The organism is Veillonella faecalis (genome assembly GCF_024677885.1).
In the GTDB taxonomy this organism is placed as follows: Bacteria; Bacillota; Negativicutes; order Veillonellales; family Veillonellaceae; genus Veillonella; species Veillonella nakazawae.
In genome coordinates, this window is the sequence record NZ_JALBWL010000001.1 from 386,820 (window position 1) to 403,572 (window position 16,753).

Below are 16,753 nucleotides of genomic sequence, written 5' to 3' on the forward strand. Positions count from 1 at the left end.
AATATTAATAAAAACCTATCAATATATGTAATATATGATATTCTTTTAATTCCTGTATATTTTAGTAGGAATATCTTGCTATCATTTAGATAAGAATGTATAATGATTATAGATTGTTATGCACATACTTGCTAAGTTGGCGAGAATTACGGCGGTATTCACGTTAGTGCGTACCGCCTTTTTATATGTGTCAATATATACGTTTTACATATAATGCTTGTATGTTTCTTATTAATACATACATTATGAGAAGGAGTGAACATTTTGGCTGAATTACTTCAGATAAAAGATTTAAAGGTATCCGTTGAAGGTAAACAAATCTTAAAAGGTATCAACTTAACAATTAATAAAGGTGAAATCCATGTTGTAATGGGTACAAATGGTGCAGGTAAATCTACACTTGCCAATGCTATTATGGGTAACACTACATATACTGTAGATAGCGGATCTATTGTTTTTGATGGTAAAGATATTACGGAAGATGCAGTAAATGATCGTGCGAAAGCAGGTATCTTTATGTCCTTCCAAAATCCAATTTCTATTCCTGGCATTACAGTAGAAAACTTCATCCGTACTGCGAAATCTACAATTACTGGTGAAAATGTACGCGCTTTATCTTTCAAAAAAGAATTGAAAGAAAAAATGGATGAATTATCCTTCGATGTATCTTATGCACAACGTTATGTAAATGAAGGGTTCTCCGGTGGTGAACGCAAGAAAAATGAAATTCTTCAAATGTCCATTTTAAATCCTAAATTGGCTATTCTTGATGAAACAGACTCCGGCCTTGACGTAGATGCGGTTCGTATCGTATCTGAAGGTGTACAACGTTTCCACAACGAAGAAAATGCTGTATTGATCATCACTCACCATAACCAAATCTTGCAAAAATTAAAACCTGATTTTGTTCATGTATTGATCAATGGTAAGATCGTTAAAACTGGTGATGCTTCTCTTGTACGTGAAATCGAAGAAAAAGGTTACGACGCATACAAAGCATTAGCATAGGAGGCACAATGGAAGAAAGAAAGAAAACCCAAGTCGCGGATATGGACCGTGGTGTCTACGATATTAAGAATGACTTTGAATATTCTTATATTTCTGATGCTGGTTTAACAGAAGATATTATCCGTGAAATTTGGTCTAATAAAAATGAACCTGAATGGATGCTTGACTTCCGTTTGAAATCTTTAGAAATCTACAATCGCATGGGGATTCCAAATTGGATTCCTGATATTTCTGGCTTAGATATGGCAAATATCCATACTTATGTTAAGCCAAAAGTAGATATGAAAGAAAACTGGGACGAAGTTCCAGAAGAAATTAAAAGTACTTTTGACCGCTTAGGTATTCCAGAAGCGGAAAAAACATCTCTTGCAGGTGTTGGTGCTCAATATGACTCTGAAGTTGTTTATCACAGTATTCAAGAAGATCTTGTTAAACAAGGTGTTATCTATACTGATATCGAAACTGCACTTCATGAGCATGAAGAAATCGTAAAAAAATACTGGATGACATTGATTCCACCTACAGACCATAAATGGGCGGCTCTTCATGGTGCAGTTTGGTCTGGTGGTTCCTTCGTATACGTTCCAGCAGGCGTACAAGTAGAAATTCCATTACAATCTTATTTCCGCTTGAATGCACCAGGTGCTGGTCAGTTCGAACATACTATGATCATCGTAGAAGAAGGTGCTAAATTGCACTTCATCGAAGGTTGTTCTGCTCCTAAGTATGACGTATCTAACCTTCATGCAGGCGCTGTTGAATTGTTCGTTAAAGACAATGCTACATTGCGTTACTCTACAATTGAAAACTGGTCCAAGAACATGTACAACCTTAACACAAAACGTTGTGTAGTAGGTAAAAATGGTACAATCGAATGGGTATCTGGCTCCTTTGGTTCCAAAGTTTCTTGCTTGTATCCAATGAGTATTCTTAACGGTGAAGGTGCACATGCTGAATTCACAGGTGTAACATTTGCTGGCGAAGGACAATTCCTTGATACTGGTTGTAAGGTAGTTCATAATGCTCCTTACACAACTAGTAATGTAAACTCTAAATCTATTTCCAAATCCGGTGGTGCTGCTATTTACCGTGGACTTTTGAAAATTGGCCCTAAAGCAGAACATTCCAAAGCGACTGTATCTTGTGAATCCTTGATGCTTGATGCAGAGTCTCAATCTGATACAATTCCAGCTATTATCGTAGAAAACGATAATGTGGATTTAGGTCATGAAGCTAAAATCGGTCGTATTTCCGACGAAGCGATTTTCTATCTCATGACACGTGGTATTAGCGAAGAAGAAGCTCGTGCAATGCTCGTTCGTGGTTTCGTTGAGCCAATCTCCAAAGAATTACCACTTGAGTATGCTGTAGAAATGAACAATCTAATCAATCTTGAATTAGAAGGTTCTATCGGTTAAGGAGGAATTATGAGCGAATTATTATTTAATGAACTCCCTAGACCGACATTCAGATGGTTGCGTGTTAACCATACTGTAAGCTCTCTAGCTGGAGAAGATATATCTGTACAATCCATCGCTGTAGAAGCGAATCAAAATATACTTTCACCATTGCCTACAGGAACAGCACTGTTAAATGCTAAATATGAAGGTGCTAATAAGGATGCTGTTCAAGCATTGGTGGATAATGCAGAAGGTTATGCTATCAATGTTCCTGCTAAGGGAAAGGAAGTTGTAGGCATCCGCATCGATGCTAATGCACGTGTAGCTAACCGTTTCCAATTCATCGTTGGTGAAGGGGCAGAACTAGAGGTACAATTCTATGTAACTGGCACTGGTGAAGCTTTAACAAATGTTAGTTATCTAAATGAATACGATGTAAAAGAAGGCGGTAAAATTGTAGTGAAAAAGGTAAATCTTTTACCTGAATATGTACAACATATCGAACATCGTTATACCAAATTGGAAGATAAAGCAGATGTAGAATACATTAACATTGAACTTGGTGGTAGCGAAAATATTTTGAACTACTATCATGATTTAGTAGGTCAAGAATCTCGTATGGTTCATGATATTGCTTATCTTGGTAACGAAGAACAAAAATTTGATATATCCATGATTATGAGTCATGGTGGTAAAAAATCCTTCAGTGATATTCATACATTAGGTGCTCTTAGTGGCAATTCTAAAAAATCTTTCCGTGGTACTCTTGATTTCCTTCATGGTGCAACAGCTTCTGAAGGTGCGGAAGAAGATACTTGCTTATTGTTAGATCCAACTGTAAAATCTGTTTCTTTACCTCTATTATTGTGTAAAGAAGATAATGTAGTTGGTAATCATGCAGCGAGTGCAGGCCAAATTGATCATAATAAATTGTTCTATATCATGAGCCGTGGCTTTAGTGAAGTAGAAGCAAAACATATCATTGTAGAATCTATGATTCGACCTATTATTGATCGCATTGGTGATGAAACGATTGAAGAAGCAGCGTTAGTAGCTGTACGTAATAAAATTTAAAGAGGCGTTTTTATGAGACCAATTGCAGAAGCATATAAAGACTTTCCTATACTACATAAAGAGCATAATGGGCACCGCGTTATCTATTTAGATAGCGGTGCTACTGCACAAATTCCACAGTCCGTAATTGATCGTGTTGTGGAACATATGACACAACGTAATGGTAATCCACATCGTGGCTCTCATATTTTAGCTATTGAAGCATCTGAAGACTATGAAAATGCACGTGATCGCGTAGTTGAATTTATCAATGCACGTGAGCGTGAAGAAGTTGTATTTACACGTAATAGTACAGAATCTATGAACTTGATTGCTCATAGCTATGGTCTTCATAATGTGAAGAAAGGTGACAAGATTGTCATTACTGTTGCGGAACATCATGCCAATCTTGTAACATGGCAATATGTAGCAGAACAAACCGGGGCAACCTTAGAATATATGTACCTTGATGAACATGGGCATTTAAAAGATGGTGAAATCAATAAAATTGATGAGAACACTAAAATTGTTGCCTTTGCTCATGTTAGTAATGTGCTTGGTATGGAATTCCCTGTAAAGGAATTAACTGAAAAAGCGCATTCCGTAGGTGCTGTAGTAGTTCTCGATGGTGCTCAATCTACACCTCATAAAAAAATTGATGTTCAAGAATTAGATTGTGATTTCTTCGTATTCTCTGGTCATAAAATGTGTGCATCTCAAGGTATTGGTGTACTTTATGGTAAACGTGAGTTATTAGAAGCGATGCCACCTTTCCTATTGGGTGGGGATATGATTGAATATGTAAAAGAACAAACTGCTACATTCAATGAGCTTCCATATAAGTTTGAAGCAGGTACACCAAATGCTGATGGCGCCGTTTCCTTACATGCGGCAATTGATTATTTAGAATCCTTTGGCATGGATGCTATTGAAGCTTATGAAGAGGAACTAGTAGCATATATTCTTCCTAAAATTGTTGCATTGCCACATGTTCATGTGATTGGCTCCCAAAATCCTAAAGAAAAACATGGTGTAATCGCGTTCACTGTAGATGATGTACATCCTCATGATGTAGCTACAATTTTAGATTCTAAAGGCATTTGTGTTCGTTCTGGACACCATTGTGCACAACCATTAGGTGCATTCTACAATGTATCTGCATCTACTCGTCTAAGCATGTACTTATATACTCGTAAGGAAGATCTAGATGCATTCCTTGAAGTATTAAAGACAGTTCGTTCTGTAATGGGTTTTAAAGATTAGGAGATTTACCATCAATGGAAATGGATCAATTATATACAGAACTTATTTTGGAACATAACCAAGATAAGCGTAATAAACATGAGTTAGCTCATTTTACAAATTCTGAACATGGCCATAACCCTAGTTGTGGTGATGATCTAACATTACAACTCAACGTAGAAGATGGCATTATAAAAGATGCTGCTTATACAGGCTCTGGCTGCGCTATTAGCCAAGCGTCTGCATCTATGATGATTGATATCATTAAGGGAAAATCTGTTGAAGAAGCTCTTCGTTTGGTAGAAATTTTCTTAGGTATGATCAAAAAAGAAATTACCGATGAAAATGAGTTGGAAGAATTAGAAGATGCTATGGCATTGCAAAATATTTCTAACATGCCAGCGCGTGTTAAGTGTGCGGTTCTTGCATGGCATACATTAAAAGAGGCTTTAAAGAAATAATATGAAGAAAACAATATTATTTGATTTAGATGGAACTTTAACAGATTCTCAAGAAGGTATTCTTAAAAGTATTAAATTTGCATTGGAACATTTTGGCTATGATGTTCCTGATGAAGAAACATTGCAATTATTTTTAGGACCACCATTGGTAGATGCTTTTCAAGAGCATTGTGGCATGACCTTTGACCAAGCGGAAGAAACGTACTTTAAATTCCGCGAACGATATGGTACAATCGGTAAATTTGAAAATCAAGTGTATCCGAATATTGTAGACTTGTTGGCTAAATGCAAAACAGAACAATATACTATTGCCGTTGCTACAGCAAAGCCTGAGCATTATGCTAAGGATATTTTAGATCACTTTGAATTAACACCTTACTTTGATGTAATTGTAGGTGCTAATTATGAAAGTGGTTTATTGCATAAGAAAGAGATTCTTGAAAAAGCTCTTAAACTTTGTGGCAATCCTTTAACTGATGAAAATGGTCGTCGTTTGGCCTTTATGGTAGGCGATCGTAAGTATGATGTAGAGGCGGCTAACGAACTTGGTTGTATTTCTATCGGTGTTACTTATGGTTATGGTACAGAAGCTGAACTAAAAGAAGCCGATGCAGAGTACATCTGTGATGATGTTGATGAAATTGCTGATGTTCTCGATCTTGAAGAAATGATGGTTCGTAGATAAGCTCTTATAAATAAAATATTAACCTTAAAAAGGCTAGAGGAATTTCCTCTAGCCTTTTTGTATCTATCTAATAAAAGGACTAACCAATAAGGTTAGTCCTTTGTATTATTTTTTTAGACCGCTTTTTTTAGCTAATGTTTTGATAACCTTAGCACTTTGTTTTTTCAATTTGCCGCCTGTTTGTTTGAGTTGAATACGTGTACGAGAAACACGACCAAGTGTAGTAATCTTTGTTTTGCGACGTGGCTTCATATCGCGTTCGTTACCAAAGTCGCCACGTTGTACACTTGTTGCTTTTACCTTTTCTGCTCTGAAAGATTTACGCAACGCTTTCATAATTAATGTGAGCGGTAAGGATTGCTCAAAAGAATACAAATCAACAGCCACATAGCCTAGAGCAGGATACGTGTGCAACGTAAAGTGAAAGCCTGGTGCAACAGATAGGAGGGCGATCTCCTCGTCCATAACTTGACAACTGATTTCATCAACATCAAGGTCAGCTAAATCAAATGCGGTTGCTACACTTTCTTGTACAGCTGTAGCGGATGAGATTGCATCTTCATCGCAGGAATATAAATCAATTAACAGTTCTTGTCCTAATGCTTCTGCCATAACAACACCTTCTTTCATAAAAATATATCTCATTTATTATACCTATAATTTAAGATTAAGTCCAATTATAGGGGGATGTATTAAAAGGTCAAATGTATAGTATAGAAATTTGACCTTTATATTGACTAAAGTCAAAAAGTCAAATATAATAGATATATGTAAAAAGCAAATAGTCAAAATATATATTAAATAAAATGTTAAAGAGGTGTTTTTTATGAGTATGATAGCTGATAAAATAGAAAAGTTTATATTGGATCGTATGCGTGAAGAACAAGAGAAATTAATTTTAAAGCGTAACGAATTAGCTGATGAGTTAGATTGTGCACCTTCGCAAATTAGTTATGTTTTAAGTACGCGATTTTCCAATGAGCGTGGGTTTGATGTGGAATCAAGACGTGGATTAGGTGGATATATTCGAATCACAAAATTAAATCCAGAAAGTTCTGATTCTCTACCAGCTGTAACAACCTATCGTATTTATGAAGGTCAAAATACAGTGGATCGTTTAATTGATATAAAAGATGTAGACCAATCATTATTTCAATTACTACAAGCAGAAAAAATTACTCGTCGTGAGGCTCAATTGATGCATAATTCTTTTGCTACATTGATTGAAAATACGGATATTGAACATCGAAATAATGCAATTCGTGAGCTATACGCAACAATGGTGGATACACTACGGAAGGAGTGATGATCAGTGATATGTGATCATTGCCATAAAAATGAAGCTACTATCCATATGACAAATATTGTAAATAATCAGAAAACGGAACAACATTTGTGCAATACTTGTGCTACAGCACTACAACAAGAGGGAAAATTATCTCCCTATAGTTCCTTTATGAATGATATGTGGGATGATAGCTTTTTTACCAATGATTTCTTTAAAAATATGGTCTATCCTGATAATTTATTAAAATCTCATCAATCTAAACGGTGTCCTCAATGTGGTATTACTTATGATGAGTTTAATCGGGGAGGCAAGTTTGGTTGTGATACATGCTATGAAACCTTTGCTAGTGAAATAAAACCGTTATTACAACGTTTACAAGGTAGTTCTGAATATGAAGGGTCAGTTCCTAGTCATGGTAATAATGTGTTTAAAGCTAAGTATGAAGTTAAACAATTGCGCAATCAATTAGAGATGGCAATTCAAGCAGAGAAATTTGAAGATGCAGCTATCTTAAGAGATAAAATAAAAGAATTGGAAGCCATCATTGGTGGCAATAAAGAATAGGAGGTTCTTATTATGTTAGATACTATATTAGACTCTCCTTTAAGTTCATGGCTACAACTCGATACGGACGCAACGGATCATATTGTGATTTCTAGTCGGATTCGATTAGCAAGAAACTTTGATGGTGTGCTTTTTACAAATCGAAATGATATGTCGTCATTAGAAAAAGTAAATTCTTTTTCTAGAAGTTTGCTTAAACCCCTAAAAGACGTAGATGGACATCAATATTCTAATATTAACTTAGAGCAATTAAGTGAACGTGATCGGGCTATATTAGTGGAAAAACATTTGATGAGCCCTGCTTTAGAGGAAAAACTACCGTACCGCAACTTAGTGTTTTCTGACGATGCATCAATTGTGATTATGGTAAATGAAGAAGATCATTTGCGAATTCAATCTATGGTTTCTGGATTGAGATTAGAAGTAGCTTATGAACGTGTATTAAAAATCGACAAGGCTATTGAAGCAAAATATGCATATGCCTTTGATGAACGATTTGGTTATTTAACGGCTTGTCCAACTAATGTCGGTACAGGTTTACGAGCATCTGTAATGTTACATTTACCAGCCTTGACTATATCTGGAAAAATTACACGCCTCATTCGTAGTATCATTCAGTTGGGCTACTCTGTGCGTGGATTATATGGTGAAGGTTCAGAAGCATTAGGAAATATATATCAAATTTCTAACCAACGTACCATGGGTACTAGTGAAAAAGATACAATAGAACAATTAACAAAGATTGTAGAAGGGATTATTGCAGAAGAGCGAAAATCTCGTCAGTTATTATTACATAATGATAAAGAAGGTTTAGAAGATGTGTTATGGCGCTCCTATGGAGTTCTACAGAATGCACGCCGTGTAAATGGTAAAGAGGCTTTAACAAAGCTTAGTGATATCCAGTTAGGCGTTGACTTAAATATTTTACCTCAATGGGGTAAGGATTCCTTTAATGAGCTGATTGCTATAACTAGACCTAATTTCCTTTCAAAGTATGCAGGAAATGATAATCTAACAGATATCGAGCGTGATAGCTATCGGGCAAAGGTAATCCGTCAAAAGCTTTCACATTAATAGCTATTCCAATGGTATAGCCTACCATTGTTTACATATATTTGAAGAGAAATAATTACAATTTACATAGATAGATGAGGTGATAGTATGATGCAACGATTTACAGATGATGCACAGCGTGTTCTTTCCTTTGCTCAAGAAGCCGCATTGGAGTTGGGACATGACTATGTAGGCACTGAACATGTACTCATCGGCCTGACAAAGGTTAAAAATGGTGTTGCTGCTAAGGCCTTAGAAGAGCTTAATATTGTTACAGAAGATATTTTTGAAGCTGTAGAAGAGCAAGTGGGCCGCGGTAATAAAAAAGCAACATCTATATATATGACGCCACGTGTTAAGAATGTACTTGAGTTAGCTGTTCAAGTAGCTAATCGCATGAATCATAATTACGTTGGTACTGAGCATATTCTACTTGGTTTACTCAGCGACGGCGGTGGTGTTGCAGTTGGGATTTTACGGGCTATGAATATTCGTACCGACGATATAGTTGAAGCGATCCGTCATATTCTTGGCTCTAGTACTAATGGTAATCATAGTGGTCAAGAAGGAGCGAATAACAATGGCGACTTAGGTGAATTAACTGATTTTGCTACGGACTTAAATGAGTCTGCAAAACAAGGTAAAATTGATCCTGTTATTGGTCGCGATACTGAAATTCAACGAGTTATTCAAATACTTAGTCGTAGAACTAAAAATAATCCCGTTCTCATTGGTGAACCTGGTGTAGGTAAGACGGCCATTGCTGAAGGCTTGGCGCAACGTATCGTCAACGGGAATGTGCCAGAAATTTTGCGTAATAAACGCATTATTTCCCTTAGCATTAGCTCTATGTTAGCTGGTGCAAAATACCGTGGCGAATTTGAAGAGCGTTTAAAAAAAGCGATTGATGAAGTTCAACAACATGATGATATGATTATCTTCATTGATGAAATTCACACATTAGTTGGAGCAGGTGCCACTGAAGGCGCTATGGATGCGGCAAATATCTTGAAACCAGCTTTGGCACGTGGTGAATTCCAAGTTATTGGCGCTACGACACTTGATGAATATAAAAAGCATATTGAAAAAGATGCTGCTTTAGAGCGTCGTTTCCAACCTGTTCAAGTAGGAGAACCTAATGAAGAGGATGCTCTTGAAATCTTGAGCGGCTTACGAGATCGTTATGAGGCCTTCCATAAGGCTAAAATTACAGATGAAGCATTAAAAGCTGCTGTTACTTTATCTAGTAGATATATTACAGATCGATTTTTGCCGGATAAAGCTATCGATGTGGTTGATGAGGCTGCATCTAAGGTTCGTATGAAGGTATTTTCGGCAGCACCAGATGTTAAAGCTTTAGAAGACAGACTCAATACGGTTAAGAAGGAAAAAGAAGCGGCTGTCACATCACAAGATTTTGAAAAGGCAGCTAAACTTCGTGATGAAGAGCAAGCTCTAGTTAAAGAAATTGATGATAAAAAAACTGTAGCTAAAGAAGAAAGTGATCAAAAATTAATAGTTACAGAGGAAGATATCGCTGCCGTTGTAGCTCAGTGGACTGGTATTCCTGTAACTAAAATCGCAGAAGAAGAATCAGAAACCTTGCTTCATTTAGAAGATGAATTACATAAACGTGTCATCGGTCAAGATGATGCTGTTACAGCTGTAGCAAAAGCTGTGCGCCGTGCAAGGGCTGGATTAAAGGATCCAAAACGTCCAATTGGTTCCTTCTTGTTCCTTGGACCAACAGGAGTTGGTAAAACTGAGCTAGCAAGAGCACTTGCATCCTCCTTGTTCGGCGATGAATCTGCTATGATTCGACTTGATATGTCTGAATATATGGAAAAACATACTGTTTCTCGTTTAGTTGGAGCACCTCCAGGATATGTAGGCTATGAAGAGGGAGGCCAATTGACTGATGCAGTTCGACGTAAACCATATAGCGTTATTTTACTTGACGAAGTAGAAAAGGCTCATGCAGATTTCTTTAATATCCTATTACAAGTTCTTGATGATGGCCGCCTTACAGATAGTCAGGGGAGAACCGTAGACTTCAGAAATACAGTTATCATCATGACTAGTAACTTAGGTGCTAAAGCATTACATAAGAACTCTACAGAATTAGGTTTCTTGGCACCGAAAAAAGCAGAATCTTATTCTAATGATTCTAAAAGAATAGATTTTAAAGAGGCTAAGAAATCTGTTCTGGATGCAGTAAAACGTCACTTCAGACCAGAGTTTTTAAATCGCATTGATGAGATGATTGTATTCCATCCATTAACTGAAGAGGACTTAACAAAAATTGTAACAATTTTGATGAGTGATGTAATAAAACGTCTTGGAGAACGTGATTTACATTTAGAAATTACACCTGAGGCTATGAAATTGCTCGTTAAAGAAGGTTCCGATTTTACTATGGGTGCTCGGCCTTTAAAACGCGCTATTCAACGCTTAATTGAGGACCCTGTATCCGATCTTATTTTGAAAGGAGAGGCGATAGCAGGAAAAACTATTAAAGCTAATGCAAAGGATAACGATATTGTTGTAACGATTTAATATAAATACAAAATTAATAGTTAATGACTACCTTTCATATAAATTATATGGCTTAAATGGTATACTATAGAATAATGATAGTAACCATGTAGTAAAATTATGCATAAAAGGTCATGAATGGTTATCATTCATGGCCTTTTTATCTTTTATAACAGTTTTGAGGTATTATGGCAAAAGCAAAATCAGTATTCTTCTGTCAAAATTGTGGAGCGGAGTCTTCTAAGTGGATGGGGCGTTGTCCACAATGTGGTGAATGGAATACATTAGTTGAAGAGATTATTAAAGAAACTAAACATAGCCGCACACCTTCACGAGGTGTGGGAAATCAAACAACAAAACCAACAGCTTTACCAGATATTGAAATTTCATCTATCGCTCGTGTCTCTACAACCTTTGGTGAAATCGACCGCGTATTAGGTGGTGGGATTGTTCCTGGGGCCCTTATGCTCTTAGGTGGTGATCCTGGTATAGGCAAGTCTACACTACTTCTTCAAGTATCCCAAAAGGTGGCTGATACGGTAGGTACTGTACTATATGCATCTGGAGAAGAGTCTCAATTACAGCTTAAGCTTCGGGCAGAACGACTTCATATTAATAGTGAGCGACTACAAGTTATTGCTGATACAGATTTAGATCATATCTTAGAGCAAGCTGATGCAATGACGCCTTCTTTGTTAGTTATCGACTCTATTCAAACCATGTATACCGGAGATATCGATGCTGCTCCAGGTAGTGTTAGCCAAGTGCGAGAATGTACATCGCGCCTCCTTCGCTTCTGTAAAGAACGAAATATTCCAACGGTAATCATTGGACATGTTACTAAGGAAGGCAATATTGCGGGTCCTCGTATGTTAGAACATATGGTGGATGTAGTGCTTTATTTTGAAGGCGAACGGTCTTACCAATTCCGTATTTTGCGTTCAATTAAGAATCGTTTTGGATCTACATCTGAAACAGGTATTTTTGCCATGGTTGAGGAAGGGTTACAAGAGTTATCTAACCCATCAGCTTCCTTATTGGCAGAACGATCTGATGAGGAAAGCGGCAGCGCCGTTATGATTTATCTTGAAGGGGTTCGTCCTATCCTTGTAGAGGTACAAAGCCTTGTTGTTACGACTGCTTTTGGTATGCCTAGAAGAACCGCAATCGGTTATGACCTTAATCGTTTAATAGTGCTTTTGGCAGTATTAGAAAAACGTTGTGGTTTTACATTAGGTAATAAGGACGTGTACGTTAACGTTATTGGTGGTCTTAAGGTAAATGAACCAGCTTGTGACTTGTCTATGGCTGTTGCTATCGTATCTAATTTAAAAAATCGCATTGTTCCTACCGATATGGTCATTTTAGGTGAAGTAGGACTCACTGGTAATGTTCGTAGCATTCCACGTATTGAACAGCGTATCAATGAAGCGAAGAAATTAGGTTTTAAAAAGTTTATTATCCCTGAAGGCAATTATAAGCAAATCAAGGATAATGATAGTTCTATCAAGATTAGAGGCGTTAAATCTATTCAAGAGGCAATGCAGTTGGTATTTTCTTAATTAGGAGGTGATGTAATGATTTATCGGATATTGCGCTATGTAATAGCCATTCTTGTGGGCACAGCGGCCTATGTTGGAATGGATAGCTTAGCACCTATTATCGACCCATATTTGGTCTCTCAATTTGAGTCTTTTGGGGATATGTCATTGACTATTGCACGTATTTCAGTATTAATTTTTGGTACTTTATTAGGCGTTATTATTGGGTATTTAATTTCTTCATTTATTTTAAAGCAAGGCTTAGTCATTGCTAAACGTTTAGAACGCATTCTTACTCATATTCCAAATCAAGAATTGATTGCAGGCACCATCGGTTTATTATTCGGTCTTATTATTGCAAATTTAATTGGTGTTGCATTTCATCAAGTACCTATTATAGGACCTTATATTCCTATTATATTGAGTGCTATCTTTGGATATAGTGGCCTTAAAATTATGGCTCGTAAAGGCCCTGAAATATACTATAACTATGTACAACAATGGGGCGGAGCTGGCACTAAAAAAACAAGTCGTTTTAAAATGTTCTCTACTCATAAATCTGATAAAACTACGAGCACACCAAAACTACTAGATACATCTGTTATTATTGATGGACGTATTAAGGAACTATGTAATACAGGATTTATTGAAGGCCCTCTAATGGTTCCCCTTTTTGTATTGAATGAGTTACAAATTATTTCTGACTCTGCTGATGCTACAAAACGAAATCGCGGTCGTCGTGGCCTCGATATTTTGAAAGAGATGCAAGATGCTAACAAGGTAGCCATTGAAGTGGTAGAAGATGATTATGATGATCTTACAGAAGTAGATTCTAAATTAATGCGGCTTGCTTTGGATAAGCAGTGGAAGTTGATGACTAATGACTTCAACTTAAATAAGGTGGCTCGAGTGCAAGGCATTGAGGTGCTTAATCTGAATGAACTCGCCAATGTACTGAAACCAGCCCTCATTGCAGGCGAATGGATTCGCGTGCAAATTATGAAAGAAGGTAAGGAAGTACACCAAGGTGTTGCTTATCTCGATGATGGTACCATGATTGTTGTTGAAGATGGTAAACCTTATGTGGGTCAAACCGTAGAGGTAATGGTTACATCCATATTACAAACTAGTGCTGGTCGCATGATCTTTGCTCGTGTAGATGGAGGACAAAATGGACAAGGTAATTAGTTGTATTGTTCTCGCCGCTGGTGCTGGGCGCCGCATGGGATATAAAGAAAATAAGATATTTATTCCTTTAGGTCGATTCTCTATTATTCAGCGTACACTACAAAATGTAGCAAATCTTGAAGGGTTGAATGAAATTATTCTTGTTGTAGCCGATGGTGAACAAGAGTATATGACAAAACATATTCAAGAGTTGGATTTGGCTGTTCCTGTACATATCATACTGGGTGGAAAAGAACGGCAAGATTCTGTAGCCTGTGGCCTTAAGGCTGTATCAGAAGAAACCAATATAGTTCTTGTTCATGATGGGGCGCGACCTTTGGCTTCTACTAATATGTTTAGTGATGTAGCTGAGGCGGCTAATCTCTATGGTGCAGCTACTGTAGGTGTTCCGGCTACAGATACCATTAAACGAGTTGATACGGACCATAATGTTCTAGAAACATTACAGCGCAGTGAGCTATACCAAATTCAAACGCCACAAGGCTTTCAAAAAGAATTATTTGTGGAGGCTCACCAAACGGCATATGAAACAAAGTATCTTGGTACTGATGATGTATCACTAGTTGAGTATGTAGGTAAGCCTGTACATATAGTTGAAGGGAATTATTGTAATATTAAAGTGACAACACCAAATGATATTGCAGTAGCTAAGCGATATTTAGGAATTGAGGATACACGTATGCGCGTTGGATTTGGTTATGATATTCATCAATTAAAAGCAGGTCGCCCATGTATTCTTGGCGGTGTTCATATCGAATCTGAACTCGGCCCTGATGGTCATTCCGATGCGGATGTTCTCATTCATGCATTGATGGATGCTATGCTAGGTGCTGCAGGTTTGCGAGATATTGGATATTATTTCCCGCCTGAAGATGACCAGTATAAAGGGATTTCTAGCATGCTTTTACTAGAAAAGGTTAATTCCTTATTGAAAGAACGTGGGTTACAAGCCTATAATATAGATATTATGGTTATTTCAGAGACACCTAAGTTAAAGCCACACATCGACACGATGAAGGCTAACTTACAATCTGTTTTAGAAATACCATTAGAACGTATTAGTATTAAAGCGACAACAAATGAAATGCTAGGTGCCATTGGGCGCCGTGAAGGCATTGCTGCACAAGCTGTCGTTTCTGTATATGAAGGAGAGGTATAATCATGAGTTCCATGAAAGTTCGTTTTGCTCCAAGCCCTACGGGTCCATTCCACATTGGTGGTGCTCGTTCTGCTTTGTTTAACTGGTTGTTAGCACGTAAAGAAAAAGGCACATTTGTATTGCGTATTGAAGATACAGATTTGGCTCGTTCTACCCGTGAAAGTGAAGAAAATATCAAAGCTTCCTTGCAATGGCTTGGCATGAACTGGGATGAAGGCATTGATGTAGGTGGCGATAATGGTCCTTACCGTCAAACAGAACGTCTTGACTTATATAAAGAAGTAACACAACGTTTGTTGGACGAAGGCAAAGCATATGAATGTTATTGTACACCTGAAGAATTAGATGCTGTTCGCCAAGAACAAATGGATCGTGGTGAAACACCTAAATATAATGGCCATTGCCAACATTTAGATGAAGAAACAAAGGCTAAATATATTGCAGAAGGTCGTAAACCAACCATTCGTTTACGCGTCCCTTTGAATAAAACATATGCTTTCGATGATATGGTACGTGGTCATGTATCCTTTGAATCCAATGGTGTAGGTGACTTTGTAATCGTAAAATCTGATGGTATTCCTGTATATAACTTTGCCGTAGTAATGGATGACCATATGATGGGTATTACTCACGTTATTCGTGCAGAAGAACATTTATCTAATACTCCACGTCAAATGGCTATTTATGAAGCACTAGGCTGGGAAATACCTAAGTTTGGTCACATTTCCTTGATTCTTGGCAAAGATTACAAAAAAATGTCCAAACGCCATGGTGCTACATCTGTTGAACAATACAAACAATTGGGCTATTTGCCAGAAGCACTTGTAAACTTCTTGGCGCTTCTTGGTTGGGCTCCAGAAGGGGAAGAAGAATTTTTCACACAAGATGAATTGATTCAAGCCTTCTCCATGGATCGCGTAGCTAAAAATCCTGCTGTATTCGATATTGATAAATTGAACCATATCAACTTCCACTACATGAAAAACTTGAGCGATGAAGAGTTATTCCATCTTTGCTTACCTCATTTGAAAGAGGTTGGTTTGGCTCCAGATAGCTTAAATCAAGCGGATATTGATTGGTTGACATTGTTATGCTCTACATTCCGCGATCATATTAGCTATGGCGCGCAAATTAAGGATCATGTAGGCATGTTCATGGGCGAAACAGTATTCCTTGAAGAAGGTCACGAAGAGGAATTGCGTGCTGTATTGAATGAAGAAACAGCACCAACAGTTCTTGGTGCATTCCGTAAAGCATTGGCAGAACTTGATGAAATTACACCTGACGTTGTAAAAGCAACGATTAAAGCTGTTATGAAAGAAACTGCTTTGAAGGGGAAATTCGTATTCATGCCAATCCGTGTGGCTTTAACAGGTCAAATGCATGGTCCAGATTTGAATAATATTGTTACATTACTTGGTAAAGAAAAATGCTTACATCGTTTAGATAATGTCAGTGCTTTAACAAAATAGTAACATAAGTTAATTTAAAAGCTCTCATAGCTATGGTTATGAGAGCTTTTTTTATGTATATTGAGATTATTCAATAGAAATGCTATAATAATCGGCGTCTTTTA

General features: G+C 37.2%; 15 protein-coding genes. 14 read left to right on the forward strand and 1 reads right to left on the reverse strand.

The features are described 5' to 3' along the window. The first annotated feature begins 264 nt into the window (after positions 1-264). Genes sufC through MOQ65_RS01820 form a run of 6 tightly spaced genes read left to right on the forward strand, consistent with a single transcriptional unit; the run spans position 265 to position 5,849 of the window. Positions 265-1,008, forward strand: coding sequence for a Fe-S cluster assembly ATPase SufC (gene sufC / locus MOQ65_RS01795; protein WP_105093857.1), 744 nt, complete (start codon positions 265-267; stop codon positions 1,006-1,008). Positions 1,009-1,016: 8 nt separating this feature from the next. Further along, positions 1,017-2,426 (forward strand): Fe-S cluster assembly protein SufB, encoded by a 1,410-nt coding sequence (gene sufB, locus MOQ65_RS01800; protein ID WP_105089273.1) that lies wholly within the window; start codon positions 1,017-1,019, stop codon positions 2,424-2,426. A gap of 9 nt (positions 2,427-2,435) precedes the next feature. Then, on the forward strand, positions 2,436-3,482 hold the full coding sequence (locus MOQ65_RS01805; protein ID WP_257846473.1) for a SufB/SufD family protein: 1,047 nt from the start codon (positions 2,436-2,438) through the stop codon (positions 3,480-3,482). Between the two features lie 12 nt (positions 3,483-3,494). Further along, a complete protein-coding gene (locus MOQ65_RS01810; RefSeq protein WP_060924276.1) occupies positions 3,495-4,724 on the forward strand; it encodes a SufS family cysteine desulfurase in 1,230 nt (409 codons plus the stop codon). 14 nt (positions 4,725-4,738) lie between these two features. Beyond that, the gene (gene sufU / locus MOQ65_RS01815) at positions 4,739-5,164 is read left to right on the forward strand and encodes a Fe-S cluster assembly sulfur transfer protein SufU (protein ID WP_024066921.1); all 426 of its coding nucleotides are present in this window, start codon (positions 4,739-4,741) and stop codon (positions 5,162-5,164) included. 1 nt (position 5,165) lies between these two features. Beyond that, positions 5,166-5,849, forward strand: coding sequence for an HAD hydrolase-like protein (locus MOQ65_RS01820; protein ID WP_119208029.1), 684 nt, complete (start codon positions 5,166-5,168; stop codon positions 5,847-5,849). Positions 5,850-5,954: 105 nt separating this feature from the next. Here MOQ65_RS01820 and MOQ65_RS01825 read toward each other — a convergent pair whose 3' ends face one another. Then, a complete protein-coding gene (locus MOQ65_RS01825; protein WP_005386379.1) occupies positions 5,955-6,461 on the reverse strand; it encodes an S-adenosylmethionine decarboxylase family protein in 507 nt (168 codons plus the stop codon). Positions 6,462-6,675: 214 nt separating this feature from the next. Here MOQ65_RS01825 and MOQ65_RS01830 point away from each other — a divergent pair, with 214 nt between their 5' ends. The 8 genes from MOQ65_RS01830 (at position 6,676) to gltX (ending at position 16,649) form a co-directional block, all read left to right on the forward strand. Next, complete coding sequence (locus MOQ65_RS01830; RefSeq protein ID WP_024065767.1) at positions 6,676-7,155, forward strand: CtsR family transcriptional regulator; 480 nt, start codon at positions 6,676-6,678, stop codon at positions 7,153-7,155. Between the two features lie 48 nt (positions 7,156-7,203). Further along, the gene (locus tag MOQ65_RS01835) at positions 7,204-7,701 is read left to right on the forward strand and encodes a UvrB/UvrC motif-containing protein (RefSeq protein ID WP_257846474.1); all 498 of its coding nucleotides are present in this window, start codon (positions 7,204-7,206) and stop codon (positions 7,699-7,701) included. A 12-nt stretch (positions 7,702-7,713) separates the two neighbouring features. Beyond that, positions 7,714-8,775: a protein arginine kinase gene (locus MOQ65_RS01840; protein WP_257846475.1), complete on the forward strand. Its 1,062-nt coding sequence runs from the start codon at positions 7,714-7,716 to the stop codon at positions 8,773-8,775. A gap of 87 nt (positions 8,776-8,862) precedes the next feature. Further along, positions 8,863-11,310: an ATP-dependent Clp protease ATP-binding subunit gene (locus MOQ65_RS01845; protein WP_257846476.1), complete on the forward strand. Its 2,448-nt coding sequence runs from the start codon at positions 8,863-8,865 to the stop codon at positions 11,308-11,310. 167 nt (positions 11,311-11,477) lie between these two features. Continuing rightward, the gene (radA, locus tag MOQ65_RS01850) at positions 11,478-12,851 is read left to right on the forward strand and encodes a DNA repair protein RadA (RefSeq protein ID WP_024065771.1); all 1,374 of its coding nucleotides are present in this window, start codon (positions 11,478-11,480) and stop codon (positions 12,849-12,851) included. 15 nt (positions 12,852-12,866) lie between these two features. Beyond that, a complete protein-coding gene (locus tag MOQ65_RS01855; protein ID WP_257846478.1) occupies positions 12,867-14,018 on the forward strand; it encodes a PIN/TRAM domain-containing protein in 1,152 nt (383 codons plus the stop codon). Then, entirely contained in the window at positions 14,002-15,177 is a 1,176-nt protein-coding gene (gene ispD, locus MOQ65_RS01860) for a 2-C-methyl-D-erythritol 4-phosphate cytidylyltransferase (protein ID WP_257846479.1), read from the forward strand. The genes MOQ65_RS01855 and ispD overlap by 17 nt, the downstream gene beginning before the upstream one ends. Positions 15,178-15,179: 2 nt before the next feature. Continuing rightward, entirely contained in the window at positions 15,180-16,649 is a 1,470-nt protein-coding gene (gltX, locus tag MOQ65_RS01865) for a glutamate--tRNA ligase (RefSeq protein ID WP_257846480.1), read from the forward strand. The last annotated feature ends 104 nt before the right edge of the window (positions 16,650-16,753 follow it).

Coding starts and splice junctions, on each gene's coding strand:
- sufB (WP_105089273.1), top strand. CDS start 1,017: ATGGAAGAAAGAAAGAAAACCCAAGTCGCGGATATGGACCGTGGTGTC.
- MOQ65_RS01805 (WP_257846473.1), top strand. CDS start 2,436: ATGAGCGAATTATTATTTAATGAACTCCCTAGACCGACATTCAGATGG.
- MOQ65_RS01810 (WP_060924276.1), top strand. CDS start 3,495: ATGAGACCAATTGCAGAAGCATATAAAGACTTTCCTATACTACATAAA.
- sufU (WP_024066921.1), top strand. CDS start 4,739: ATGGAAATGGATCAATTATATACAGAACTTATTTTGGAACATAACCAA.
- MOQ65_RS01820 (WP_119208029.1), top strand. CDS start 5,166: ATGAAGAAAACAATATTATTTGATTTAGATGGAACTTTAACAGATTCT.
- MOQ65_RS01825 (WP_005386379.1), bottom strand. CDS start 6,461: ATGGCAGAAGCATTAGGACAAGAACTGTTAATTGATTTATATTCCTGC.
- MOQ65_RS01830 (WP_024065767.1), top strand. CDS start 6,676: ATGAGTATGATAGCTGATAAAATAGAAAAGTTTATATTGGATCGTATG.
- MOQ65_RS01835 (WP_257846474.1), top strand. CDS start 7,204: ATGACAAATATTGTAAATAATCAGAAAACGGAACAACATTTGTGCAAT.
- MOQ65_RS01840 (WP_257846475.1), top strand. CDS start 7,714: ATGTTAGATACTATATTAGACTCTCCTTTAAGTTCATGGCTACAACTC.
- MOQ65_RS01845 (WP_257846476.1), top strand. CDS start 8,863: ATGATGCAACGATTTACAGATGATGCACAGCGTGTTCTTTCCTTTGCT.
- radA (WP_024065771.1), top strand. CDS start 11,478: ATGGCAAAAGCAAAATCAGTATTCTTCTGTCAAAATTGTGGAGCGGAG.
- MOQ65_RS01855 (WP_257846478.1), top strand. CDS start 12,867: ATGATTTATCGGATATTGCGCTATGTAATAGCCATTCTTGTGGGCACA.
- ispD (WP_257846479.1), top strand. CDS start 14,002: ATGGACAAGGTAATTAGTTGTATTGTTCTCGCCGCTGGTGCTGGGCGC.
- gltX (WP_257846480.1), top strand. CDS start 15,180: ATGAGTTCCATGAAAGTTCGTTTTGCTCCAAGCCCTACGGGTCCATTC.